This is a genomic window from Marinococcus sp. LNHM3E3-2.2 (assembly GCF_056034385.1).
Genome location: NZ_JBQLIC010000008.1, coordinates 120,235 through 145,301 on the forward strand (window position 1 = coordinate 120,235; position 25,067 = coordinate 145,301).

Below are 25,067 nucleotides of genomic sequence, written 5' to 3' on the forward strand. Positions count from 1 at the left end.
TAAAATTACTGTCTATGAAACATTACTCATTGACAGGAAGTCGTCTATAAATGCTATGTATAAATAATCAGAACCCCCGCACCATACGGATGCGGGGGTTTCTGTATAAGGTCCCTTTTCATTCAGGCGAAAAACCGTTTATGCACTTTCTTTTGGTTTGTACTGTTTTAACGTTACTTCTTTGCCATCTTTTGTTTTCAGAAGAGGCGACCCATCACTATCTACGCTTTCTGCTGTAATAGTGCAGGAAACAATTTCTTCTTTAGAAGGCAGATCATACATTACATCAAGCATAATTCCTTCGATGATGGAACGCAGACCACGTGCTCCGGTCTTCCGTTCAATTGCTTTCCGCGAAATCGCACGCAGCGCGTCTTCGGTGAATTCAAGCTCAACTTCATCCATTTCGAGCAGTTTCTGATACTGCTTGACGAGCGCGTTTTTCGGCTGGGTCAGGATCTCAATCAATGCTTCCTCGTCTAATTGCGACAGGCTGGAAATAACAGGGATCCGGCCGATAAATTCAGGAATAAGACCATAGCGCAGCAGGTCTTCCGGAAGAATCCGGCTCATATATTCATCGTGGCCCATTTCAGCATTTTCAGACTCTGCTCCAAAACCGATAATTTTACGGCCAAGGCGTTCTTTTACAATCTGTTCGATGCCATCAAACGCACCACCGCAGATGAAGAGCACATTGCTCGTATCGATCTGGATAAATTCCTGATGAGGATGCTTTCTGCCTCCCTGCGGAGGAACACTGGCTGTGGTGCCTTCCAGAATTTTCAGAAGCGCCTGCTGAACCCCTTCTCCGGATACGTCACGGGTGATGGAAGGGTTTTCCGACTTACGGGCTACTTTATCGATTTCATCGATGTAAATAATCCCTTTTTCTGCTTTTTCTGTATCATAATCAGCTGCCTGGATCAGCTTCAGCAGAATGTTTTCCACATCTTCACCCACATACCCTGCTTCTGTTAAGGAAGTTGCGTCTGCGATCGCAAACGGAACGTTCAAAATACGGGCCAGCGTCTGCGCTAATAGCGTTTTTCCGCTCCCGGTCGGGCCTAAGAGTGCTATATTACTTTTAGCCAGTTCCACGTCGTCGGTTTTCTTTGTGGAATTCACACGTTTGTAGTGGTTATAGACAGCTACAGAGAGCGATTTTTTTGCTCTTTCCTGGCCGATGACATAATCATCGAGTGTTTCATTGATTTCGTACGGCTTCGGAATTTCTTCGAATTCCACTTCTTCTTCTGAACCTAATTCTTCTTCCACGATCTCCGTGCACAGTTCGATACATTCGTCACAAATGTATACACCGGGCCCGGCGACCAGTTTACGAACCTGATCCTGAGTTTTTCCACAGAAGGAACATTTCAATTGTCCTTTTTCTTCATTGAATTTAATCAACTGGTTCACCCCTCACCTAAATATGAAACAATTAAAGCAGTGTCATGTATACAATCAATCCGTATGATTAAGCCCTTCGATGACTTTTCTCAACGCGGCATATTCTCTGCTCTGTCTAAACACAATTATTAATTCTTCGTTTACTATATAGGAAGTTTTTAAATAACACAATTATTGCGCTTGAGTTGAATTGTATCATACTTTCCTATGGAAATCGAAACAATACCCTTTAGTCAGAGCGGCCGGAACATGCTGATTTTTGACCGTTTCAGGCGGAAAAATCCTGAAGGCATACTTCACCCTCAGGATTTTTGCAGCATTTCTGCTTTATTCGTTTTCTGCTCCTTCAGCTTCCGGTTCTTCTTTCTTCGGTACAGTTTTGCTGTGCTCAACCAGATAATCGATAGCACGCTGCAGACGAAGATCCTGCTTCAGCATATCCACGCCGCCCTGCATTTCGATAAGGCTGCGAATTTCTTCTTTATCGCGCTGATACATATCAGCCATTTTTTGAAGTTCGTTTTCCACATCTTCTTCACTTGCTTCGAGGTTTTCCTGCTCAGCTACAGCTTCAAGAGTCAGATTCATCCGTACGCGCTTTTCAGCTTCCGGCTGGAACTGCTCTTTCATGCCTTCTTCGTCCGTACCGGTAACCTGCTGGTACATTTCCAGAGTCATTCCCTGGGACTGAAGGCGCTGGCTGAATTCCTGAAGCATGCGGTCAGATTCTGTATTGATCATTGCCTGTGGAATTTCTGCAGAAGCTTTCTCTGCTGCTGCTTCAACTACAGCATCGCGCTCGTGATGTTCTTTTTCATGCTCACGGTCGTGTTCGAGCTGATGGCGTACTGCCTGTTTAAGCTCGTCGAGCGTTTCTGCTTCATGCTCTTCTACGTCTTTCGCAAATTCATCGTCGAGCTCTGGAAGCTCTTTACGCTTGATTTCGTGAAGTTTAACATGAAAGACAGCTTCCTGTCCGGCAAGATTTTCAGCATGGTACTCTTCCGGGAAAGTAACTGTAATATCTTTTTCTGTTCCCGGCTGCATGCCTACAACCTGCTCTTCAAATCCTGGAATGAAGGAATTAGAGCCGATTTCGAGCGAATGGTTTTCCGCACTGCCGCCTTCAAAGGCTTCACCGTCGACAAAACCTTCGAAGTCGAGTACAGCGGTATCTCCGTCCTGCACTTCGCCCTCTTCCACTACGGCAAGATCTGCGTATTTGCTTTGAAGATTTTCAAGCTCCTGGTTTACTTCTTCTTCTGATACAGAAGTATCGAACTCTTCTACTTCCAGCCCTTTAATTTCGCCGAGTTCTACTTCCGGCTTTACAGTTACTGTAGCAGTGAATTTCAGGTCTTTGCCTTTTTCCACTTCTTCCACATCGATTTCCGGGCGGTCCACTGGCTCAATACCCGCTTCATCAACTGCTTCGGCATAAACATCCGGAAGCAGGATGTCGAGGGCATCCTGGTATAGAGACTCTACTCCAAAACGGCTTTCGAAAAGCTTCCGTGGTACTTTCCCTTTACGAAATCCTGGAATAGATACATCGTTTTTCACTTTATCAAATGCTTGATCCAGAGCTTTGTCAAACCGTTCCGATTCTACGTCTACGGTTAAGACTCCCTGGTTTCCTTCTTTCTTTTCCCAACTGGCATTCATTCAAATTCCCTCCAAATAACTAGGTTCTACCGTGTAAACAACTACCCTATTATAACATAACACTAAACCATTTCAATGAATGATTCATTTTCCGCTAAACTTACTCCCACAAGGGATTAAACATCACTTTCAAATAGGGGCTTTTCAGATTTCCTGAATGAACCCCTGGATTCTTTCGTATTCCTGCTGCATCGATTTAAAGCTTGGTTCAGCTACTCCGTAAAAACTCCTGATAGTCTGTTCGTCCGGGAGCGGCTCAAACTGCCGGAACGTCTCATAATGCAGCACTGCTGCAAGCACTTCAATCTGAACCGAAGGAGGAAAGGGATAATAATACAATAGCAGCTGCTGCAGCAGCTCTTTCGCGTGCTGCAGAAGTACTGGATCCTTGTCCCCGAGTGAACGGTCGAGCAGAAACGAGGACTCTTTATATGAGCTGCTTTCTTCTAAAGCCGGAAGCGTTGACGGAGCGAACTCCCCTTTCCTGCCCAGCTTCTGTACCCAGACGGCGTCTTCGACCCGCCAGTCCTTCAGAAGCAGAAGAAGGAAGCTTTTCATTAATGGCGATGTCTCCGGACGGCCCAGCAGTTCTCTTATTGCAGGCATCCATTTTTCCGGCCCTTCTTTTCGAAGTACATTTAACACATGAAGCTTCTGGTCCTCCGTCCCCATTTGAAGCACCATTTCCCATTCCACCGGAAGCGAGGAGTGTCCCTCAGGCGTTGTATCATATTCTTCCGTTTCTGCTTCCATCTGAGTCATGCCGTCGGCCAGGACATATAATTCCTGGAACTGTTCTCTCAGATGGGCAGGCACTTCTTTTGTATTCTGCACTTCATCCAGCGTTTCAATTACCTGGTCGTACCTGCCAAGCTGGGCTAACACCGGTACGTATACGTGCAGAATTTCGATGAAGTCACTGGTGTTGTCTTTAAGCAGTTCTTCTGCCCACCCCGCTGCTTCCTGCAGCTGTCCTGCTTCCGCATAAGCTAAAAGAAGACCGTAGGAGGCGTCCGGGTTATCACTCTCATGAAGCAGTGCCTGGCGAAAAACATGTACAGCCTGCTCCTTTTCCCCGGACTTCAGCTGTTCGAGTCCCTGCTTAACCAATTGCCCGGCTGTTCCGGGGAAAGAAACAACCTTCTGATTCAGCCTTTTATCCATCTGAAGCCTCCTTCTTTGCAAATCCGCTATCCAGTAGATCTTAAACCTTTTGTATGGGCAGACCAAATAGTATATGTATGTATGAATAACTGCGTTCATTAGAGCTTAATGTAAAAATGAAGACGGCCGCTGTGGGCCGCCTTCCCCCGTTAAACTTTGACCCGTTTTTCATAAGCTTCAATATCTTCTTCATATTGAAGCGTAATACTAATTTCATCCCATCCGTTTAACAGCATTTCCTTCCAATAGGGATCTATCTCAAATGTTGCCTGAAAATCGGCATCCTTATCAAAGATTTGCTGATCCTGTAAATCTACTGTCAAGTGGTATTCTTTATCATTCCCATTCTGCATCAGTTCATAAACCTGATCTTCGGGCAGCCTCACCGGCAGTATCCCGTTTTTGACGCAGTTATTGTAAAAAATATCTGAATAACTGGGAGCAATAATAACGCGAAACCCATAGTCCTGCAGGGCCCACGGGGCGTGTTCCCTCGAAGAGCCCGAGCCAAAATTATGATCGGCAATCAAAATTGAGGCATTGGCTGCTGACGGGTAGTTCAGCTCAAACGAAGGATCTTCTTCTCCATCTGACTTGAAGCGCCAGTCGAAAAATAAAAACTGGCCGAACCCGGTACGTTCTACGCGTTTCAGAAACTGCTTCGGAATAATCTGGTCCGTGTCCACGTTTGCCCGTTCAAGTACTGCCGTGTTTCCTTCGTGCACTGTGAGTGCTTCCATGCTGCCACCTCCTTATGAAGAAATCGTTTGATCTAATTTTCGTACATCCACAAAGTGTCCATAAATAGCAGCCCCTGCTGCCATAGCCGGACTGACCAGATGGGTTCTTGCACCTTTTCCCTGTCTGCCTTCAAAATTTCTGTTGGACGTGGAGGCACAGCGCTCTCCCTCCGGCACAAAATCAGGGTTCATACCAAGGCACATGCTGCACCCGGAGTCTCTCCACTCAAATCCAGCTTCCTTAAATACCTGATCGAGTCCTTCTTCCTCTGCCTGCATTTTCACCTGCTGGGATCCGGGCACCACCATCGCGCGGATACCGTCGGCTACTTTGTTACCGCGGATAATTTTAGCAGCCTCACGAAGATCTCCGATACGTGCGTTGGTACAGGAACCAAGAAACACATGCTGCACATGAATATCTGTAATTTTCGTCCCCGGCTCCAAAGCCATGTAGTCAAGCGATGTTTTGATCACTTTTTTCTCCGTGGCACTTTTTCCATCTTCCGGGTAAGGAACCGTACCGTGAATACCTACACCCTGGGACGGGTTGGTTCCCCAGGTCACCATCGGTTCAATTTCATCTGCAGGGATCACTACGCGCTCGTCGTATTCAGCTCCTTCATCTGTAGCAAGCTGACGCCACTGCTCCACTTTCTCCTCAAATTCTGCACCTTCCGGCACGAACCGGCGGCCTTTCAAGTAATCGAACGTCACCTGATCCGGGCTGATCAGGCCAGCACGAGCCCCGGCTTCGATGGACATGTTACAGATCGTCATCCGCTCTTCCATCGTCAGACCGCGAATTGCCTCACCGGTATATTCCAAAACATAACCGCTGCCAAAATCAACACCGAATTTAGCGATGATCGACAAAATAATGTCCTTCGCTGTGACCCCAGTGCCCAGTCTCCCGTCCACGTGGACCTCCATCGTTTTAGGAGGAGACTGCCAAAGTGTCTGAGTGGCAAGCACATGCTCCACTTCACTTGTGCCGATACCAAAGGCAAGGGCTCCAAAAGCTCCGTGGGTCGACGTATGGCTGTCGCCGCACACGATCGTTTTCCCTGGCTGGGTCAGTCCGAGCTCTGGGCCGATAATGTGGACAATGCCATTGTTCGGGCTGTGAATGTCAGCAAGCTCCACCCCAAATTCCTTACAGTTGTCAAACAGCGTATCGATCTGTTTTTTTGAAATGGCATCCGTAATAGACTCCCGGTTCAGCGTCGGTACGTTATGGTCCATAGTCGCAAATGTCAGGTCCGGACGCCTCACCGGACGCCCGCTCAGCCGAAGGCCTTCAAATGCCTGCGGGGACGTGACTTCGTGGACCATATGAAGATCAACATACATTAAATTCGGTTTGCCCGCTTCGGCACGAACAGCATGTTCGTTCCAAATTTTATCGATGATTGTTCTCGGCTTCATGGAACTTCCTCCTTTTATTATTTTCCTGCCAGCCGTGCAATATGACTGCACACGGCTTTTGTGACTTCTTCCGTTGAAGCAGCAGATGTTTTACCTCTGCTTAAGTCTGCCGGAAGCAGACCTTCTAAGAGGACCTGTTCAATAGCTTCCTCCACTACATCCGATTCCCGCTGAAGTCCAAAGGAATACTTCAGCATCATTGCACTCGAAGCAATCGTAGCCAGAGGATTCGCTGTTCCCTGTCCGGCGATGTCAGGAGCCGAGCCATGGACCGGCTCATATAAAGCGGGCTTTTCACTGCCCATGCTCGCAGACGGAAGCATGCCGAGTGAACCTGTCAGCATCGACGCTTCGTCGCTTAAAATATCCCCGAACATGTTTTCCGTGACGATGACGTCCAGCTTTTTCGGATTATACATAATCTGCATGGCCGCGTTATCCACTAGCATATGCTCAAGCTCCACATCCGGATAGTCTTTAGCTGTTTCTTCAGCCGTTTCCCGCCAAAGGCGGCTTGATTCAAGAACGTTTGCTTTGTCGACTGATATTACTTTTTGCGTGCGTAAACGGGCAATTTCAAAGGCCTGCTGAACAATTCTCCGGATTTCTGATTTTTTATAAACCAATGTGTCCACCGCTGCTTCTTCGCCGTTGATAGTCCGGCGTTCTCTCGGCTCCCCGAAATAAAGTCCTCCGGTCAATTCCCGGACAATCATTACATCGACTCCGTCGATCACTTCTTCACGCAGGGGTGAACTGTGCAGCAAACTTTTGAAACTGCGGACCGGGCGCAGATTGGCAAACAGTCCTAACTCTTTCCGGATACGGAGCAGTCCTTTTTCCGGACGTTTTTCTCCCGGAAGGTGGTCCCACGCCGGGCCACCAACTGCACCGAGCAGAATGGCATCGCTTCCTTTACAAATATCGAGCGTGTGGGCAGGGAGTGGATCATCGTAATCATCCACTGCTCCTCCGCCAATATCTGCATATTCAAATGTGAATGAATGGTTAAACGATGTTTCAATCTGCTTCAGCACCTGTGCTGCTGCCTCTACTACTTCCCGTCCGATACCGTCACCGGGCAGGATCGCAATCTTTTTTTCCATTTCGATCTCTCCCTTGTCCGCTGCTTCAGTAATTATTTTATGGCGTGGATATATTTGCTACTTTAGGCTGATTTTCTGCACGACGCTGGTTTAACACCCGGTTCACAGCGTTAATATACGCTTTTGCGGAAGCTTCAAGTACGTCATTATCTGTGCCGCGTCCACTGGATTCATTTTCTTCAAATGCCAGCCGTACAAATACTTCTGCCAAAGCGTCCCGGCCGCCGGTCGTGGACTGGATACGGTAATCCTGGAGCGTAAAGCCTTCCCCTACAATTTTTTCAAGCGTGTTGTAAAGGGCCTCCACGCTGCCCGAGCCAGTACCTGCGTGTTCGATACGCTCTCCTGCCTGATCCAGCACCGTAACTGTGGCTGTCGGTATATTTGAGGTGCCGTACGTCACCTGCAGTGTCTCAAGAGAATAATATTTCATTGCATCGCCGGCTTTTTCATCGGCCATTAAAGCAAAAATATCTTCATTTGTAATTTCTTTTTTCTTATCTGCGAGCTCTTTGAATGATTTAAATACTTTATTGATTTCTTCTTCGGTGGCATTGTAGCCAAGAGAAATAATCTTTTCTTTAAAGGCGTGACGTCCGGAAAGCTTGCCGAGCACCATCCGGTTCGCTTCTACACCGACGAGCTCCGGCGTAATAATTTCATACGTGGATGTTTCTTTCAGCACTCCGTCCTGATGAATTCCTGATTCATGCGCAAATGCGTTGTCGCCGACAACGGCTTTATTGTTTGGAACCTGCATCCCCATCAGTGAACTGACAAGGCTGCTTGTCCGTTTAATTTCGTTCAGCGTAATATTAGTGGACTTACCGTAAAAATCACTACGGATATGAAGAGCTACAGCAATTTCTTCCAAAGAAGCATTGCCGGCACGTTCCCCAACCGCATTAATCGTGCATTCCACCTGTTCGGCGCCGCCTTCTACAGCAGCCAGCGAATTAGCAGTAGCCATGCCGAGATCGTCATGACAGTGCGCAGACAGTACAGCTTTATCTGCGTTCGGCACTTCGCTTTTAATATAGCGGAACATGCTGCGAATCTCCTCCGGCATAATAAATCCGACCGTGTCCGGCAGATTTACTACGTCTGCTCCGGCATCAATGACTGCTTCGACAACTTCTGCCAGGAACGGAAGCTCAGTCCGGCAGGCATCCTCTGCAGAAAACTGGACTTTGGCAAAACGCTCTTTTGCATAGCGCACTGCGTTCACCGCTGTCTCAATCACCTCTGCCTGGGTCATATGAAGCTTATGCTCACGGTGGATGGGGGAGGTGGCCAAAAATACGTGGATTCTTGGCTCTGCCCCTCCTTTTAACGCTTCCCAGCAGGCATCGATATCAGAAGTCAGCGCCCGGGACAACCCGGTTACTGAACTGTTTTTGACAGTATCCGCAATTTCCTTCACAGAACGAAGATCGCCTTTAGAAGCGGCTGGAAATCCCGCTTCAATAATATCAACACCCAGACGTTCGAGCTGTTTCGCAATTTGAAGCTTTTCTTCAAAGTTCAGGTTGACGCCCGGCGTCTGCTCTCCATCTCGAAGCGTCGTATCGAAAACGTTAATGTTTTTCACAGCATTACACTCCCTTGGAATTTGGGTTAACAAACGGCATCATTTCGCGGAGTTCGCGGCCTACCTGCTCAACGAGGTGATTTCTTTCACGGGCGTTGGTAGCGTTGAACTCTGGGCGGTTCGCCTGATTTTCCGCGATCCATCCTTTGGCAAAACGGCCAGTTTGAATATCAGTCAGGATGCCTTTCATCGCCTGTTTAGTATCTTCTGTTACGATGCGTGGACCAGCCTGAAAATCTCCCCACTGAGCGGTGTCTGAAATGGAATAGCGCATGCCTTCAAGGCCGCCTTCATACATTAAATCAACGATCAGTTTCAGCTCGTGCAGACACTCAAAGTAGGCAATTTCCGGTTGATACCCGGCTTCAACAAGCGTTTCGAATCCGGCTTTAACAAGCGCGGACGTTCCGCCGCAAAGAACAGCCTGCTCTCCGAAAAGGTCAGTTTCTGTTTCTTCCTGGAACGATGTTTCCAAAATTCCGGCACGTCCCGCACCGATTTGTTTTGCATAAGCAAGCGCAGAGTCTGTGGCGTTTCCACTTGCGTCCTGGTACACAGCATACAGAGCAGGCACTCCGGCTCCCTGTTCAAATGTCCGGCGCACGATATGTCCCGGCCCTTTCGGCGCTACCATGAACACGTCCACATCTTCCGGCGGCTGGATCTGGCTGAAATGAATATTGAAACCATGCGCAAACGCGATCGCTTTTCCAGCTTTAAGCTCCGGCTTGATTTCTTCTGTGTAAATCGTCGGCTGATACTCATCCGGAAGCAGGATCATGATAACGTCTGCTTTCGCTGACGCTTCTTTTACCGAATATACTTCAAACCCATCTTCCGACGCCTTGTCCCACGACTTTCCTTGACGGAGCCCAATGATAACGTGAACGCCGCTTTCCCGGAGGTTTTGTGCGTGAGCGTGCCCCTGTGAGCCATACCCTACGATTGCTACTGTTTTCTCCTGGAGTGCTGCCTCATTTACATCGTTGTTATAAAATACCTTTGCCATTGCTGGAACCTCTCCTTTTATGAATACTCATTAATTAATAATGGAATACCTGGTTTGATCACTGCTTTTTTTAGTAGCCCGTTGAAAGGCTGTCACACCCGTCCGGGCCATTTCTTTAATGCCGTAAGGCCTTAACAGGTCGATGAGCGCTTCCACTTTCGGGGTATCTCCGGTCACTTGAATCGTGACGCTTTCTCTTCCCACATCGATAACTGTGGCCCGGAACGGGGCAATTAAATCCGATATTTCTCCACGCTGGCCGGAAACTGTCATGACTTTAATCATCGCAAGTTCTCTGGCTACAATCGCTTCATCGGTAATATCACGGACTTTTAATACATCCACCTGCTTATTCAGCTGCTTGATGACCTGGTCTAGCCCCCGCTGGTCGCTCACATTTACTACAAATGTCATCCTGGACACTTCCGGGTTTTCCGTCATTCCAACCGTAATGCTTTCAATATTAAAATGACGGCGGGCAAACAGACCCGTAATGCGGTTCATCACTCCTGTTGTATTGTTTACTGTCGCTGTAATGGTCCGCCTCATGGTTTCACTCCTTCCATTTGATGGTGCCCCTGCCCGGGAGCGATCATCGGATACACGTTTTCTTCTTCGTGCACTCTGCAGTCGATAAGCACCGGGCCGTTGTAATTGAATGCTTCTTCAAGCACCCCCGCTACTTCATTTTCGTCGGTAATTTTATACCCTTTAATATCATACGCTTCCGCCATCTTCACGAAATCCGGCTGGATCGGAAACAGGGAGTTGGAATACCGCTCTTCATAGAAGAGCTGCTGCCACTGGCGGACCATACCAAGGGAAGCGTTGTTGACCAGAAGTACTTTCACCGGAAGGTTCAGCTCCTGCAGGATGGAAAGCTCCTGCATCGTCATTTGGAAGCCGGCGTCTCCCAGAATAGCTACCACCTGACGGTCCGGCTCAGCAAACTGGGCACCGATAGCGGCTGGAAAACCGAAGCCCATCGTTCCAAGACCGCCGCTTGTTACCCAGGCGTTCGGATGATCGAATTTGTAATACTGGGCTGCCCACATCTGATGCTGGCCGACGTCCGTGGTGATGATTGCTTCACCGTTCGTTTTTTCGTAAACAAGCTCTGTAAGCTTTTGCGGTTTAATATATTCAGAGCCTTCTTTGTACCAGAGCGGGAACTCCTGCTGCCATTCGTCCACTTTCATTCTCCAGCGCACGCTTTCGCCCGGCTTCGGATTCACTTCATTTAACAGGCGTAATGCTTCTTTGGCGTCTCCTACTACCGGAATATGCGTCTCGATGATTTTACCGATTTCTGCCGGATCAACGTCAATATGGGCGACTGTTGCCTGCGGGGCAAAGTGCTCGAGATTGCCGGTGACACGGTCATCGAAGCGGGCACCTACATTGATAAGCAGGTCGGCTTCATGGAGAGCCATATTGGCTGCGTACGTTCCGTGCATCCCCGCCATGCCGAGTGCCAGCTCATGAGTGCCTGGAAAACCGCCAAGTCCAAGAAGCGTAGAAGCGACTGGGATCTGCTGCTGTTCAACAAATTCAAGCAGTTCCGGGGAAGCTCCGGCATGCAGAATGCCTGCTCCTGAAAGTATAACCGGGCGTTTGGCTTTCGATACCGCCTCAGCAAGCTTACGGATTTGAAGCTTGTTCGGCGTATACGTTGGCTGGTACCCGGGGAGATTCGGCTCGTCGTCGTAATGAAACATCCCGGAGGCAATGGATACGTCTTTAGGCAGATCGATTACGACTGGTCCCGGACGGCCGGTAGTAGCAATATGGAATGCTTCCCGGATAATTCTCGGAAGGTCTTCCACCGTTCGAGCCTGGAAATTATGCTTTGTGATCGGCATCGTAATGCCCAGGATGTCCGCTTCCTGGAAGGCGTCCGTACCAATCACTGATGTTGCCACCTGGCCGGTCACAACCACAAGAGGGAGAGAATCAATCATGGCGTCGGCAATGCCGGTTACCACATTTGTAGCTCCGGGTCCTGATGTTACTACACAAACACCGGGCTTCCCTGAAACTCTTGCGTACCCTTCTGCTGCATGAATGGCGCCCTGCTCATGACGGGAGAGGATATGCCGGATACCGGTACGGTAGATTTCATCGTACGTCGGAAGAATGGCTCCGCCGGGATAGCCAAAAATGGTATCTACATTTTCCCGGGCCAACGCCTGGATCAGCATGCTTGAGCCACTCATTTCCTGGTTTTCATCCTTCAATTCGCGCCCTTTTACTTCTCTCACTCTTGTGTTCATACTCGCTCCTCCTTTTATACTCAAATCACTTTTTTCTCCATGCCTGCTTCAATGCCGCCACCCTTAAAAAGGACCTCTCCGGATAATAAAAAACGCCCTTTCACCTCCAATAGACAGCTGCTGCTGCTCTAAAGGGGCGAAAAGACGTCTGCTTTTCACGGTACCACCCTTTTTTACAATAAGCTCGCACTTATTGCCTTAAGAACCGTTTTTCCGGTTCGGTTTGCCATAACGGAGGCCGTGTCGGCATCCGGCCTTCCTTACTCAGGTTCAGGAAAGCTCTCAAGGGGGAGTTCAATACGATTTCCTGCTGCTCTTTCAGCCACGGCAGCTCTCTGTGAAGGAAAATCTATTATTTACTGGTCCCTGTCGTCGATTTATCAATACTATTTAATTATATTGTACATCTAATCAGGCAATTAGCCAATCTCTATGCGGGAATTGTCTGAATAAACTTTTACTCCGTCTTCTACTACCTTTTGTCTGAACGCGCGCAATAGCCGGTTCGTCTCTTCTCCCGGCTGACCATCGCCGATTACTCTTCCATCTACCTTTACAACGGCAATGACTTCTGCAGCTGTCCCGGTCAGAAAAACCTCTTCTGCGGTGTAGACATCGTGCCTTGTAAACGCTTCTTCGCGCACATCATATCCCATATCCTCGGCCATTTCCAGGATCGCCTGTCGGGTGATGCCCTCTAAAGCCCCGATGTACCCTGGGGGTGTCATCAGCACGCCGTTTCTAATAATAAAGATATTGTCTGCGGAGCCTTCCGCCACATAACCCTGGTCGTTAAGCATTAAAGCTTCACTGACCCCTGCAAGGCTTGCTTCCATCTTCACCAATATATTATTTAAATAATTTAATGATTTCACTTTCGGACTCAGCACATCCGGCCGGTTCCGCCGGGTAGCGACTGTCACAATCTCAAGACCGTGCTCGTAAAATTCTTTTGGATAGATTGCAAGCTCCTCTGCTATAACTATAATAGAAGGGTTCGCACACGATGCCGGATCCAGGCCAAGATTTCCTACACCTCTTGAAACAACAAGCCTGATATAAGCATCTTCAAGTTTATTTTTCTGCAGCGTCTGCCTGATAATTTCCGTCATATCTTCTTTTGATTGAGGGATATCAAGCATAATCGATTTCGCAGAGTGGTATAAACGCAAGAGGTGTTCATCCAGTTTGTAAATATTTCCGTTATATACGCGAATGCCTTCAAAAACACCGTCGCCGTATAAAAAACCATGATCATATACGGAGATTTTGGCATCTTCCTTTTTGACGAACTCTCCATCCAAAAATATCCATTGTTCCGCCACTGATATCACCTCTGCGCCCCTTCAATCTATCTTCTGCCTTCTTAATGCATAGGGTAACGTGTACACCCTCAAAAGGCAAATGTTCTTTCTCTGAATACATTTTTAACGTTTGACGTATATATTACGCCGAATACAGTTTATGGTCAACCATTTTGTATAAACTTTTTAGATAATTTGTACTTCTGCATCAGATATATGCTCTATTGTCCATGATCTCGAAATATAATCTGACACTTTTCTTTTCTAAAGCCCGAGAAAAAGTACCCTGAAGCGTTTTCTTCGGCTTCTTTTCCCGCTGCCGGAAATAAATAAAAAGAGACAGAAAAGGAGATCCCCTTCTGTCTCTGAACATATCATTAATTAAATTAGGAAATGGTGTCCCAGGCAGGACTCGAACCTGCGGCCTACAGCTTAGAAGGCTGTTGCTCTATCCAGCTGAGCTACTGGGACATCTGTTTTTTGCGACATTCATTATGTTAAAATATTTTTCCTTAAAAGTCAATAAAGGTTTCCGGAGGGATTTTATTCTCCCTCTGGAAACGGAAAGCTTTGCGAAAGTTCAAGAAGCTCGCTGCCTGACTCTCTTTCATAGAAATGAACGTTGATCGACTGGCCCTGGTTAGAGACATTTACAATAGCATATGTCTGTTCAGGACGCTCCTGTGGGAGAAGCAGGCTTCCTGGATTCACAAAAATCGTTCCATCCTCCTCAAACGCCCCAGCTATATGAGTATGCCCGGAACAAACCAGATCAGCATTGATCTGCTCAGCCTTGGAAAAGAGCGAAGCATAAGACGTTTTCACCTGGTACAAATGACCGTGGGTAAGGTACGTTTTAATATGGCCTACGTCCACTGTTAATTCATCAGGAAAGTTTCCCGGACTGTCTACATTGCCCTGGACGATATGCACATCGCTTAACAGTTTATTTTCAGGTGATGCTTCCGAATCTCCGCAATGCAATACAGCACTTACCTCATTCTGATGACGGTCAAGTACCTGCTTTAATACTTCTTCACTTCCATGATTGTCGCTTACCACTAAAATGTCCATTCGTTCTGCCTCCAGCTCTCTATGATTCGTAAAAATTATTTTCAGTCGTCCTGCAGAAGATTTTTTCCCTGGACCCGTAGCTTTTCAAGTGCATTGCCCCTGTGGCTGATACGGTGCTTTTCTTCTGCAGTCAGCTCTGCCATCGTTTTCCCGTAGTCCGGCAGGTAAAACACAGGATCATAACCAAAGCCGTTATCTCCAGCTTTCGATTCTGCTATCTCCCCTTCACATGTTCCCGTAAATGTATGCACGCTGCCGTCTGGAAATGCCACAGCCAACACACATACAAAACGGGCACTCCGCCCGCCACGGGGCACCTGCTTCATTTCATGCAGCACTTTTTCTATATTCGCTTCATCATCTTTTTCTTCTCCTGCATAACGAGCGGAGTAAACACCCGGACGTCCGTCTAAGGCGTCAATCTCCAGCCCGGAATCATCTGCAACTACCGTGCAGTTGAGATGATCTCTTACAGCCTCGGCCTTAATAATCGCATTTTCTTCAAAGGTGGCTCCGGTTTCTGGAATGTCATCAATATTTTTCTCCAGTAACGATTCCACTTTATACCCGCTGCCAAACATGTGTTCAAACTCTTTGACTTTTCCCGGATTTTTCGTAGCTATTACTACCGTGTTCATTTATAACTCCCTTCCGCTGTCATCGTCTGAAAAGCTCTCCTGGATAGAAGCTGCAGCAGGCCCGATAACCTGCTTTTGAAGCTGGATGATTTCATACATTCCCGCCTCTGCAGAGTCGAGCATACTGTTAAGCTGTCTTCTTGTGTACGAGGCTTCTTCGCCCGTGCCCTGTACTTCCACGTACTCGCCTTTTCCCGTCATTACTACGTTCATATCTACATTTGCCTGCGAATCTTCTGCATAGGCAAGGTCGAGGATCGTTTCCTGTTCCGCGTTAAGCCCTACAGAAACAGCTGCTAAATAATCTGTAATAGGGAAGCCTTTAAATTTCCCCAGCTCATGGTAGGACTGCACAGCCATAGCGAGAGCAATAAAAGCTCCTGTCACCGAAGCCGTACGCGTTCCCCCGTCTGCCTGAATCACGTCGCAGTCAATCCAGACGGTGCGTTCCCCGAGAAGCTTCAGGTCCACGACCGCACGGAGAGCCCGCCCGATTAAGCGCTGGATTTCCATCGTTCTTCCGGTAAGCTTGCCCCGGGCCGCTTCGCGGATATTACGGGTTTCTGTTGCTCTTGGCAGCATCGAATATTCGGCTGCGATCCAACCCCTCTTCTCTCCGCGCATAAAAGGCGGAACCCGTTCTTCAATACTCGCTGTACAAATTACCTTTGTCTGTCCAAAGGATATAAGTACTGAACCCTCCGGATGCTTTAAATAATCTGTTTCAATTTGAATAGAACGAAGCTCATTCCATTCCCTTCCGTCCAATCGATTCATACAATCTTCCTTTCTTTTCACTTCCGGCAAAACGGTCGTCATTATCGAGTTGAATGGACACGACCTGCTCTATATCCTGGTCCATCCATTGGTTTGCTATACTCCGAAATTCTTTTTCGGGCCCGGTCGTGTAAAACCTGTGAAACGGAGGGGTTTCTCCCGTATTTAACGTTTCATGATAATTAAGCAGTGTGCTTACTTCCCTGGCTGTTTCATCACCGGATGAAATTAACTGGATGTCCGGTCCAACCGCTTCCTGAATTACGTCTTCGAGCAGCGGATAATGAGTACAGCCTAAAATCAGCGTATCATATGAAGCTTGTTTTAAAGGCAGCAGTGTCTGCTTCACAATATCAAGAACGGCTCTGCCCTCGTACTGCCCCTGTTCTACGAGCGGTACGAAGGGCACGCAGGCAAGCGAGGTGATTTCGACCTCTTCATTAATAGATTTCAACGCCCGTTCGTAAGCACCGCTGTGAATGGTTCCGCTGGTGCCAATCACTGCTACCTGATCTGTTTTTGTCACCTTCAACGCGGATATGGCCCCCGGTGTTATCACACCTATGACCGGAATATCCAATATTTGTTTTACTTCCTCAAGCACCACGGCCGTTGCCGTGTTGCACGCAATCACGAGCATTTTAATATTTTCAGACTGCAGCCGTGCAATCATCTGCCAGGTGAACTCCCGTACTTCTTCAATTGGACGAGGTCCGTATGGACACCTGGCAGTGTCCCCTATGTATATCATTTCTTCTTTCGGCAGCTGCCTTAAAATTTCGCGGGCAACAGTCAGGCCTCCAAGACCTGAATCAATAACGCCAATAGGTTGTTTCATATTCGCTTCTCTCCATTTTCAGACCTTGTTATCCGGCTTGGACACCAAACAGGCTTTCTAACCTTTCCTGTGTAAATCCTGAGCTGCTGACAATTTTATAATTTCCGTTCAACAGCTTTTTCAGCTGAAAAACATCAACTTTTTCAGTATACAAGAAAATACACGTTTCATCACCCACAAAAAAGCCCGGAACCTACCAACGGTTCCAGGCTTTTTGTATTTTTCTCATTCCAGCTTATTGAATGACAAATCCTCTGCTCTCAACAAGTTCAGCAATTTCATCTGCTGTGGAACATTTCATTGCTTCTTCTACAAGACCCTCTGCGTCCGTTTTTTTCAATGAACGGAGCTGGGTTCTTGCTGGAAGTACTGAAGTCGCACTCATACTGAATTCATCCAATCCGAGTCCTAAAAGAAGAGGAACCGCTACAGGCTCGCCGGCCATTTCGCCGCACATACCTGCCCATTTGCCTTCTTTATGAGCGGCATCGATCACATTTTTAACTAAGCGAAGGATTGCCGGGTGATAAGGCTGATACAAATGAGCTACTTTTTCGCTCATACGGTCTGCAGCAAGTGTGTATTGGATCAAGTCGTTTGTCCCAATACTGAAGAAATCTACTTCTTTGGCAAAAATTTCTGCTGCTGCCGCTGTGGAAGGAATTTCTACCATAATACCTACTTCAATATCTCCGGAGACCTCGATGTTTTCATCCTGCAGCTCTTTTTTGGCTTCTGCAAGCATCGATTTTGCTTCACGCACTTCTTCTACTGTTGCCACCATCGGGAACATTATTTTTAATTTCCCATAAGAACTGGCCCGCAGCAGAGCACGCAGCTGCGTCCGGAACATATCCTTCTCTTCAAGACAGAGACGGATCGCACGAAAGCCGAGAAACGGATTCATTTCTTTTGGCAGGTCCAGATAAGGGAGCTCTTTGTCACCACCGATATCAAGTGTACGTATAACGACTGGCTTTCCTTCCATACGCTCAAGCACTTCTTTGTAAGCTTCGAACTGCTCTTCCTCGGAAGGAAGTTCATTTCTGCCCATATACAAGAACTCTGTCCGGTACAAACCGATACCTTCAGCACCGTTAGCCAGGACACCGTCGAGGTCATTCGGGGTGCCGATATTGGCTGCTAATTCCACCGTATGGCCGTCGTCTGTTTTTGTCGGTTCGTTGACCAGTTTTGCCCACTCTTCTTTCTGGCGGTTAAACTGCTCCAGCTTTTCTTTATACTCCTGCACTTCATCGTCGCCCGGATTGATGATTACCCGGCCTTCAAGGCCGTCAACAATCAAAAGATCGCCCTGATTAATCGTGCCCGTTGCTTCTTTCGTTCCAACTACAGCCGGAATTTCCATCGATCTGGCCATAATCGCAGAGTGAGAAGTACGCCCGCCGATGTCTGTAGCAAAACCCTGCACATATTCATTCAATTGAGCAGTATCAGACGGGGTCAGATCATCAGCAATAACGACTACTTCCTGATCAATTGTTGCCAGGCTGGTATTTTCGAGACCAAACAAATGCATAAGTACACGCTTTGACACATCCCGGATATCTGCAGCACGCTCTTTCATGTATTCATTATCCATGTTCTCAAACATATCTACATACATGTTCGCTACTTCACTGAGAGCGTATTCTGCATTGGCACTTTCCTCCGTAATTTTACTGGAGACACCGTCCATAATCTCAGGGTCTTCCAGCACGAGCAGGTGTGCAGAGAAAATCTCAGCCTGATCTTCTCCCATGTCCTGAAGTGTTTTTTCTTTAATAACCTGAAGTTCCTGCTTGGACTCCTGGACTGCTTCTTTAAATCTTGCAATTTCGTCCTGGGCGTTATCCACCGGTTGTTTACTTACATCCAATTCCGGTTGTTCCAAAAGGAAAGCTTTTGCAATCGCTATTCCTTTCGAGGCAGCAATTCCGGTCAGGCTGGCACTCATTATTCTCCAAGCCCTTCTTTAATCACTTGATCCACTGCTTCCATAGCGTCTTCTTCGTCGTTGCCTTCGATTTTAACCGTGACCTCGGAGCCTTTTCCAACGCCAAGAGACATAACACCCATGATGGATTTAAGGTTTACCGATTTGCCGTTATATTCTAAAGAAATATCTGAAGAAAACTGACCGGCTTTGTTTACGAGCTGTGTCGCTGGGCGCGCGTGAATTCCTGTTTCGTTTGTAATAGTAAATGTTTTTTCCTGCATGATTCATACCCCTTTTCAATATAGATCGCTTTCACTAAGAAATGCGCACCATGTACGTTTTTCTCGAAAGCAGGCTTTTTATATTGTACTTCACCCTTAATAAAGTCGCAACTGCGAACTGCTCCATAAATCCAGAGCGTACGGTGCACTACTATTATCAGCGGTTTCAGTATGTAAATACTTCTACATTGTACCACTCTGATTTAAGGGAAACAAGAACAGACGCAGTGGCCGCCTTCTTCAAAAAGACACCAGGTTTTTCCGACTCGCCAGGAAGATCATTTTCATAAACCATAAATCAAAAGACAGCCCGGAGGCTGCCTTTTGATCAATTAGTTCCCGCCGCCAAAAAAGTTTTTAAACGACTGAATATTTGTTTCGCGGTTCATTGCTGCAATGGAAGTCGTTAAAGGAATGCCCTTCGGACAAACTTCCACACAGTTCTGTGCGTTACTGCAGCCGCTGATACCGCCCTCACCCATCAAGGCTTCCAGACGCTCGGATTTGTTCATTTCCCCGGTCGGGTGGGAGTTAAACAAGCGAACCTGGGAAATAGCCGCAGGACCGATAAATGAAGAGTCATCGTTTACGTTCGGGCAGGCCTCGAGGCATACTCCGCACGTCATACATTTGGAGAGCTCATACGACCACTGGCGTTTATTTTCGGCCATTCTCGGTCCGGGACCAAGATCATACGTACCGTCAATTGGAATCCATGCTTTAACCTTTTTCAGGGAATCAAACATCCGGCTTCTGTCCACCTGAAGGTCTCTCATTACCGGGAATGTCTTCATCGGCTCCAGACGGATCGGCTGTTCAAGCTGATCAATTAAGGCCGTACAGGACTGGCGGGCTGTACCATTTACAATCATCGAGCATGCGCCGCATACTTCCTCGAGACAGTTCATATCCCAGATAACAGGATTGGCCTGGTTACCCTGGCTGTCGACAGGGTTTCTGCGGATTTCCATCAGTGCGGAAATAACGTTCATATTTTCTCTGTAAGGAACTTCAAATTCCTGATCATAGGAAGGACTGTCCGGGTCATCCTGCCGGGTAATAATAAACTTTACTTTTTTAGTATCGGTTTCTTCTGCGTTACGCGTTTCTTGCGCTTGTGCATCACTCATTAGTTACTTGCTCCCTTCTCAGAAGATGCTTTTCCTTGGGAATAATCCCGTTTTCTCGGCTTGATCAGCGAAGTGTCAACCTCTTCGTACTCAAATTCCGGATGATTGGTCTGCGGATTGTAATGAGCCTTCGTTGTTTTCAGGAAGTCTTCATCATTACGCTCCGGAAACTCAGGCTTATAGTGAGCACCGCGGCTTTCATTACGGTGATAAGCTCCCAGAGTCATCACGCGGGCCAGGTGGATCATTCCTTTAAGCTGACGGGTGAACATGGCGGCATGGTTATTCCATTTGGAGCTGTCATGCATGTTAATGTTTTCCCAGCGTTCGAGAAGCTCCTGGAGTTTATCGTCTGTTTCGAGCAGCTTATCATTTTCCCGGACCACAGTCATGTTGTTTGTCATCCATTCACCGAGTTCATTATGAAGTGCGTAGGCATTCTCAGTGCCGTCCATGTTCATAATTTTGTCGAACTCCTGCTGCTCTTCCCGTTTCTTTGTTTCAAAAAGCGAAGAAGAAAGATCTTCCGCTGATTTTTCCAGGCTGTTGGCATACTCCACCGCGTTCGGCCCGGCAACCATCCCGCCGTATATAGAGGAAAGCAGGGAGTTTGCTCCGAGGCGGTTACCGCCGTGCTGGGTATAGTCACATTCCCCAGCAGCGAAAATACCCGGAATGTTTGTCATTTGGTTATAGTCAACCCACATGCCGCCCATCGAATAGTGTACGGCAGGGAAGATTTTCATTGGCACTTTCCGCGGATCATCGCCCATGAATTTTTCATAGATTTCCATGATCCCGCCAAGCTTCACGTCGAGCTCATGCGGATCTTTATGGGAAAGGTCCAGATAAACCATGTTTTCTCCGTTAATACCAAGTTTTTGGTTAACACAGACATCAAAGATTTCACGTGTTGCAATGTCGCGCGGAACCAGGTTACCGTAAGCCGGATATTTTTCCTCCAGGAAGTACCATGGCTTACCGTCTTTGTATGTCCAGATGCGTCCGCCTTCCCCCCGTGCAGATTCACTCATCAGACGGAGTTTGTCATCGCCAGGGATGGCAGTCGGGTGAATCTGGATAAATTCACCGTTGGCATAATTGACGCCCTGAAGATAAAGCGATGAGGCGGCAAAGCCGGTATTGATCATGGAGTTCGTGGATTTACCGAAAATGATGCCGGGTCCCCCAGTAGCCATAATGATCGCGTCAGCCCGGAACGTTTCAATTTCCATCGAACGCAGGTTCTGGGCAGCAATCCCTTTACAGGTCTGCTCCTCATCCAGAATAGCTGAAAGAAATTCCCATCCCTCATATTTGTTGACCAGGCCTTCCACTTCATAACGGCGAACCTGCTCATCGAGCGCATACAACAGCTGCTGGCCGGTCGTTGCTCCGGCGTAAGCTGTACGGTGGAACTGGGTGCCGCCGAAACGGCGGAAGTCGAGCAGTCCTTCAGGGGTCCGGTTGAACATAACGCCCATACGGTCCATCAGGTGAATGATCCCCGGAGCTGCTTCGGTCATAGCTTTCACTGGAGGCTGGTTTGCAAGAAAGTCGCCCCCGTATACAGTATCGTCAAAGTGCTCCCACGGGGAGTCCCCTTCCCCTTTTGTATTGACGGCACCGTTCATGCCGCCCTGAGCACAGACAGAGTGAGAACGTTTTACCGGTACAATTGAAAATAAGTCCACTTGAGAACCTGCTTCAGCGGCCTTGATTGTTGCCATCAGTCCTGCCAGTCCGCCGCCTACGACAATAACTTTTCCATTACTCATGCGGATGTTTCACTCCTTTAGTTTATTTAAAAACCGATCTTATACGAATGCGAAAATAGCACGAAGGCCAATCACAGACATTGCTACGAAAACGGCCAGGGTGAAGTATGTTGCAGCCAGCTGGGCTTTTGGTGTAACCGTAATGCCCCATGTAACCAAAAAGGACCATAAGCCGTTTGAAAAGTGGAATGTAGCAGCCAGTATACCTACAATGTAAAATGCAAGCATCCATGGGTTCGCTACGATATCAGCCATCATCTGGTAGTTTACATCCGCACCGAAAAACTGTGCCTGCACCCATGTGTCCCAGACGTGCCAGGTAATAAACACTAACAGGAATACCCCGGTAATACGCTGGAAAATGTACATCCAGTTACGAAAGTAGCCAAAACGCTTCGCATTCGCCTTGCCCTGAAATACGATATAAAGTCCATAAATCCCGTGAAATAGTATGGGAATATAAATGAGAAACATCTCTAAAAAGATACGAAACGGTAAATTTTCCATAAAGTGAGCCGCTCCGTTGAACGCTTCAGCACTCCTGGTCGCGAAATGGTTTACTACGAAGTGCTGCATCAAAAATAGTCCAATTGGAATAATACCAAGAAGCGAGTGCAGCCTCCGGGCGGCAAATTCCTTATTTAAAGCCATATTCATCCTCCTCCATTAGCATAAAAATTCTCTCCATCCTGTTTTTCTGCATTGCTTTCTTTTCCGGCTCCATTACCCCCCTGCTGAACTTTCCACCGCCCGCACAATAAACAGAATTAAAGCTTCCTGTTTTATATGTACTTGTGTACCGGCCGTGTCTCCTGCCTCTTTTCCGTTTTGCAAAATGCATATGCATGCACTATACAACCAATTAGTCACAAAATGGAAAAGAATTATTCAAGGAATTGTGCGAAACGTTACGTTAATTGTACTCCCCCTAAAATTACCCGTCAAGAAAACGTATACAGCATCTTAAATGCATATTATTCATACTTTATGCGATTCACTTTCCCGGCAATTAAGAGAGCCGGAGAATCCCCTCTCCGGCTAACCAATAATTATGCGTTCTGTTGGATATCTATAATGTGATTTCGTTTCTTTCTTTTTCACTGAGAATAAAAACACCAGTATTCCCACCCGTCCGATGAACATCAGGCACATGAGCAGGACATGGCTTGGTGTGGAAAAATCATCCGTCAGCCCAGTCGAAAGCCCGCAGGTTCCGAAGGCCGAGCTTGTTTCAAAAATAATATCAATTAATTCCACTTCCGCATTGCCACGTTCAAATGCACTGATTAGAGTAATCGCAGCCAATAAGCCTACAATGAAAAAGGATATAACAATAAAGGTCCGCTGCTTATCCTCCGGGTCAATCTGGCGGTTAAACACTTTGACATCCGAACGTCCAAGCGCAAAGCTCCGAATCGTTAAAAACATTACAGCAAGCGTCGTCGTCCGGATGCCTCCTCCGACACTCGACGGACTCGCCCCAATAACCATCAGGCCGGACATCAGCAAAAGAGTAGGCAGAGAAAACGCCGAAACATCCATTACCGATAAGCCGGCACTCCTGGTCGTCGCTGAGTTAAACATCGAAAAGAAAAACTGCTGATGCCAGGCCATACCGTCATAATAAAAGCCAAATTCAAGTGCCCATATGCTGACGGCCCCGAGCACAAACACGAGAAAATACGTGGTAGTCGTCACTTTCGTAAACAGACTGAAATTAAACCGCTCCCTGTTTGTCAAATATTCTCTGACCTCCATCAGAACCGGAAAGCCAATTGCCCCGGCAAAAATCAGGGTCAGGACGACAAACAGGACATAGTAGTCCTCAGCAAATGGGATCAGCGACTGTCCCGTTACATCAAAGCCGGCATTGGTAAAAGCACTCAGTGCGGCAAATCCGCCCTGGTAATAAGCTTCCCATGTCGAGTCAAAATAACGAAGAAAGTATGTACCGAGTATCAGCATACCCATTGCTTCAATTCCTAAAGCAAGAAGCAATATATTTCTCATCAGCTTGACCATGCCTGAAAACTTATACTGATTTTGGTCAACCATAATCAGTAACCGCTGGGATAAATTAATTTTTCTTCCAAAAACCATCCACACAAACGTGCCCAGAGACATAATTCCAATGCCGCCTACCTGCATCGCCAGTGCCAAAAACGTAATCCCGACAGCGCTCAGGGTGTCAGATACCTGGATGACTGTCAGACCTGTTACGCTCACGGCGGATACTGAGGTAAACAAAGCTTCTATATATGTTAATTCATGCCCCGGCTGATGCGAGATCGGAAGCCAGAGCAGTAAGCTGAACAATAGCATTGAAAAAACGTAGGCACCGATGATCATGCGAAATGGTGTCATTTTTTCTGCAAAAATATTTTTCATATCGGTCCCTCCGTCATAATCGTGCATTAGTATATCATGTATGATTTTGGGAATCTATAGAGATTTCCAACTCCAGCATGTATAATATTAGGTGAAGAAAGTGGTGATGGAAATGGAAGAAGAAACAAATAAACCGGCTGCCTTCGGATACGAATTACTGCGGAAAAATGTTCTTCCTGATATTTTAGGCTCTGACGAGCATGCGATATTATACTGGGCCGGCAAACAGCTCGCCCGCCGCTATCCATGCAGTACCCCCGGAGAGGTCGCTGATTTTTTCCGTGATGCCGGCTGGGGAGAGATTGTATGGAAAAAAGAAAGAAAAAAAGACGTCATTGCTGAACTGTCTGTTTACGAAAAGGAAGATTCGTTCACGAAAGCTTTAGAAGGCGGATTTTTGGCAGAACAGTGGTCAAAAATGAAGGATACATACGCGGAAACTTACATAGAAGAAAAGAAAAAATCCACGACTATGCATATAAAATGGGAGTAACCTAAACCAGACCGCATAGCAAAACGTTCGCTGAGGCG

The 25,067-nt window shown here is 47.3% G+C and carries 22 protein-coding genes, 1 tRNA gene and 1 other annotated feature; of the genes, 1 reads left to right on the top strand and 22 read right to left on the bottom strand.

Features of this window, described 5'->3' with window-relative positions; genetic code table 11:
- Positions 1 to 138: 138 nt before the first annotated feature.
- The 22 genes from clpX to ACTRXF_RS12045 all read right to left on the bottom strand — a co-directional run bounded on the left by clpX (position 139) and on the right by ACTRXF_RS12045 (position 24,536).
- Positions 139 to 1,413 carry an ATP-dependent protease ATP-binding subunit ClpX gene (clpX, locus tag ACTRXF_RS11940; protein ID WP_022793156.1) on the bottom strand — a complete coding sequence of 425 codons (1,275 nt, stop codon included), beginning with the start codon at positions 1,411 to 1,413 and terminating at the stop codon, positions 139 to 141.
- A gap of 327 nt (positions 1,414 to 1,740) precedes the next feature.
- Positions 1,741 to 3,078, bottom strand: coding sequence for a trigger factor (tig, locus tag ACTRXF_RS11945; RefSeq protein WP_474261941.1), 1,338 nt, complete (start codon positions 3,076 to 3,078; stop codon positions 1,741 to 1,743).
- Positions 3,079 to 3,222: 144 nt separating this feature from the next.
- Positions 3,223 to 4,242, bottom strand: coding sequence for a tetratricopeptide repeat protein (locus ACTRXF_RS11950; RefSeq protein WP_474261940.1), 1,020 nt, complete (start codon positions 4,240 to 4,242; stop codon positions 3,223 to 3,225).
- Positions 4,243 to 4,391: 149 nt separating this feature from the next.
- On the bottom strand, positions 4,392 to 4,982 hold the full coding sequence (gene leuD, locus ACTRXF_RS11955; RefSeq protein ID WP_462865561.1) for a 3-isopropylmalate dehydratase small subunit: 591 nt from the start codon (positions 4,980 to 4,982) through the stop codon (positions 4,392 to 4,394).
- A 12-nt stretch (positions 4,983 to 4,994) separates the two neighbouring features.
- Complete coding sequence (gene leuC, locus ACTRXF_RS11960; RefSeq protein ID WP_474261939.1) at positions 4,995 to 6,410, bottom strand: 3-isopropylmalate dehydratase large subunit; 1,416 nt, start codon at positions 6,408 to 6,410, stop codon at positions 4,995 to 4,997.
- A gap of 17 nt (positions 6,411 to 6,427) precedes the next feature.
- A complete protein-coding gene (leuB, locus tag ACTRXF_RS11965) occupies positions 6,428 to 7,516 on the bottom strand; it encodes a 3-isopropylmalate dehydrogenase (protein WP_474261938.1) in 1,089 nt (362 codons plus the stop codon).
- Positions 7,517 to 7,553: 37 nt separating this feature from the next.
- Positions 7,554 to 9,107, bottom strand: a complete 1,554-nt coding sequence (locus tag ACTRXF_RS11970; protein WP_474261937.1) for a 2-isopropylmalate synthase — start codon at positions 9,105 to 9,107, stop codon at positions 7,554 to 7,556.
- A 4-nt stretch (positions 9,108 to 9,111) separates the two neighbouring features.
- Entirely contained in the window at positions 9,112 to 10,116 is a 1,005-nt protein-coding gene (ilvC, locus tag ACTRXF_RS11975) for a ketol-acid reductoisomerase (RefSeq protein WP_474261936.1), read from the bottom strand.
- A gap of 30 nt (positions 10,117 to 10,146) precedes the next feature.
- Positions 10,147 to 10,665, bottom strand: coding sequence for an acetolactate synthase small subunit (gene ilvN, locus ACTRXF_RS11980; protein WP_322526507.1), 519 nt, complete (start codon positions 10,663 to 10,665; stop codon positions 10,147 to 10,149).
- Positions 10,662 to 12,389, bottom strand: a complete 1,728-nt coding sequence (gene ilvB / locus ACTRXF_RS11985; RefSeq protein WP_474261935.1) for an acetolactate synthase large subunit — start codon at positions 12,387 to 12,389, stop codon at positions 10,662 to 10,664. The genes ilvN and ilvB overlap by 4 nt, the downstream gene beginning before the upstream one ends.
- Positions 12,390 to 12,518: 129 nt before the next feature.
- Positions 12,519 to 12,771: a binding site (T-box leader), on the bottom strand.
- 37 nt (positions 12,772 to 12,808) lie between these two features.
- Positions 12,809 to 13,714, bottom strand: coding sequence for a branched-chain-amino-acid transaminase (gene ilvE / locus ACTRXF_RS11990; RefSeq protein ID WP_474262072.1), 906 nt, complete (start codon positions 13,712 to 13,714; stop codon positions 12,809 to 12,811).
- Positions 13,715 to 14,087: 373 nt separating this feature from the next.
- Positions 14,088 to 14,164: transfer RNA gene (locus tag ACTRXF_RS11995), tRNA-Arg, on the bottom strand.
- A 72-nt stretch (positions 14,165 to 14,236) separates the two neighbouring features.
- Positions 14,237 to 14,767 carry a metallophosphoesterase family protein gene (locus ACTRXF_RS12000; protein WP_474261934.1) on the bottom strand — a complete coding sequence of 177 codons (531 nt, stop codon included), beginning with the start codon at positions 14,765 to 14,767 and terminating at the stop codon, positions 14,237 to 14,239.
- Between the two features lie 41 nt (positions 14,768 to 14,808).
- Complete coding sequence (locus tag ACTRXF_RS12005) at positions 14,809 to 15,405, bottom strand: XTP/dITP diphosphatase (protein WP_474261933.1); 597 nt, start codon at positions 15,403 to 15,405, stop codon at positions 14,809 to 14,811.
- Positions 15,406 to 16,182 carry a ribonuclease PH gene (gene rph / locus ACTRXF_RS12010; protein ID WP_474261932.1) on the bottom strand — a complete coding sequence of 259 codons (777 nt, stop codon included), beginning with the start codon at positions 16,180 to 16,182 and terminating at the stop codon, positions 15,406 to 15,408.
- A complete protein-coding gene (gene racE, locus ACTRXF_RS12015; protein WP_474261931.1) occupies positions 16,151 to 17,020 on the bottom strand; it encodes a glutamate racemase in 870 nt (289 codons plus the stop codon). Before racE ends, rph begins: the two co-directional genes overlap by 32 nt.
- 235 nt (positions 17,021 to 17,255) lie before the next feature.
- Positions 17,256 to 18,977, bottom strand: a complete 1,722-nt coding sequence (ptsP, locus tag ACTRXF_RS12020; RefSeq protein WP_474261930.1) for a phosphoenolpyruvate--protein phosphotransferase — start codon at positions 18,975 to 18,977, stop codon at positions 17,256 to 17,258.
- Entirely contained in the window at positions 18,977 to 19,240 is a 264-nt protein-coding gene (locus ACTRXF_RS12025; protein WP_298783538.1) for a phosphocarrier protein HPr, read from the bottom strand. The genes ptsP and ACTRXF_RS12025 overlap by 1 nt, the downstream gene beginning before the upstream one ends.
- A gap of 332 nt (positions 19,241 to 19,572) precedes the next feature.
- Complete coding sequence (gene sdhB, locus ACTRXF_RS12030) at positions 19,573 to 20,370, bottom strand: succinate dehydrogenase iron-sulfur subunit (RefSeq protein ID WP_322526515.1); 798 nt, start codon at positions 20,368 to 20,370, stop codon at positions 19,573 to 19,575.
- Positions 20,370 to 22,148 carry a succinate dehydrogenase flavoprotein subunit gene (sdhA, locus tag ACTRXF_RS12035; RefSeq protein ID WP_474261929.1) on the bottom strand — a complete coding sequence of 593 codons (1,779 nt, stop codon included), beginning with the start codon at positions 22,146 to 22,148 and terminating at the stop codon, positions 20,370 to 20,372. Before sdhA ends, sdhB begins: the two co-directional genes overlap by 1 nt.
- A gap of 39 nt (positions 22,149 to 22,187) precedes the next feature.
- The gene (locus tag ACTRXF_RS12040) at positions 22,188 to 22,799 is read right to left on the bottom strand and encodes a succinate dehydrogenase cytochrome b558 subunit (protein ID WP_474261928.1); all 612 of its coding nucleotides are present in this window, start codon (positions 22,797 to 22,799) and stop codon (positions 22,188 to 22,190) included.
- Between the two features lie 387 nt (positions 22,800 to 23,186).
- Positions 23,187 to 24,536, bottom strand: a complete 1,350-nt coding sequence (locus ACTRXF_RS12045; protein WP_474261927.1) for a TrkH family potassium uptake protein — start codon at positions 24,534 to 24,536, stop codon at positions 23,187 to 23,189.
- Positions 24,537 to 24,642: 106 nt separating this feature from the next.
- Between ACTRXF_RS12045 and ACTRXF_RS12050 the strand changes: the two genes are divergently transcribed.
- The gene (locus tag ACTRXF_RS12050) at positions 24,643 to 25,029 is read left to right on the top strand and encodes a DUF2507 domain-containing protein (protein WP_322526519.1); all 387 of its coding nucleotides are present in this window, start codon (positions 24,643 to 24,645) and stop codon (positions 25,027 to 25,029) included.
- Positions 25,030 to 25,067 lie beyond the last annotated feature (38 nt).

Bases quoted from the DNA above. Each gene is read 5' to 3' on its own strand.
- tig (WP_474261941.1), bottom strand. From the start codon at position 3,078: ATGAATGCCAGTTGGGAAAAGAAAGAAGGAAACCAGGGAGTCTTAACC.
- ACTRXF_RS11950 (WP_474261940.1), bottom strand. From the start codon at position 4,242: ATGGATAAAAGGCTGAATCAGAAGGTTGTTTCTTTCCCCGGAACAGCC.
- leuD (WP_462865561.1), bottom strand. From the start codon at position 4,982: ATGGAAGCACTCACAGTGCACGAAGGAAACACGGCAGTACTTGAACGG.
- leuC (WP_474261939.1), bottom strand. From the start codon at position 6,410: ATGAAGCCGAGAACAATCATCGATAAAATTTGGAACGAACATGCTGTT.
- leuB (WP_474261938.1), bottom strand. From the start codon at position 7,516: ATGGAAAAAAAGATTGCGATCCTGCCCGGTGACGGTATCGGACGGGAA.
- ilvC (WP_474261936.1), bottom strand. From the start codon at position 10,116: ATGGCAAAGGTATTTTATAACAACGATGTAAATGAGGCAGCACTCCAG.
- ilvN (WP_322526507.1), bottom strand. From the start codon at position 10,665: ATGAGGCGGACCATTACAGCGACAGTAAACAATACAACAGGAGTGATG.
- ilvB (WP_474261935.1), bottom strand. From the start codon at position 12,389: ATGAACACAAGAGTGAGAGAAGTAAAAGGGCGCGAATTGAAGGATGAA.
- ACTRXF_RS12000 (WP_474261934.1), bottom strand. From the start codon at position 14,767: ATGGACATTTTAGTGGTAAGCGACAATCATGGAAGTGAAGAAGTATTA.
- ACTRXF_RS12005 (WP_474261933.1), bottom strand. From the start codon at position 15,405: ATGAACACGGTAGTAATAGCTACGAAAAATCCGGGAAAAGTCAAAGAG.
- rph (WP_474261932.1), bottom strand. From the start codon at position 16,182: ATGAATCGATTGGACGGAAGGGAATGGAATGAGCTTCGTTCTATTCAA.
- racE (WP_474261931.1), bottom strand. From the start codon at position 17,020: ATGAAACAACCTATTGGCGTTATTGATTCAGGTCTTGGAGGCCTGACT.
- ptsP (WP_474261930.1), bottom strand. From the start codon at position 18,977: ATGAGTGCCAGCCTGACCGGAATTGCTGCCTCGAAAGGAATAGCGATT.
- ACTRXF_RS12025 (WP_298783538.1), bottom strand. From the start codon at position 19,240: ATGCAGGAAAAAACATTTACTATTACAAACGAAACAGGAATTCACGCG.
- sdhB (WP_322526515.1), bottom strand. From the start codon at position 20,370: ATGAGTGATGCACAAGCGCAAGAAACGCGTAACGCAGAAGAAACCGAT.
- sdhA (WP_474261929.1), bottom strand. From the start codon at position 22,148: ATGAGTAATGGAAAAGTTATTGTCGTAGGCGGCGGACTGGCAGGACTG.
- ACTRXF_RS12040 (WP_474261928.1), bottom strand. From the start codon at position 22,799: ATGGCTTTAAATAAGGAATTTGCCGCCCGGAGGCTGCACTCGCTTCTT.
- ACTRXF_RS12045 (WP_474261927.1), bottom strand. From the start codon at position 24,536: ATGAAAAATATTTTTGCAGAAAAAATGACACCATTTCGCATGATCATC.
- ACTRXF_RS12050 (WP_322526519.1), top strand. From the start codon at position 24,643: ATGGAAATGGAAGAAGAAACAAATAAACCGGCTGCCTTCGGATACGAA.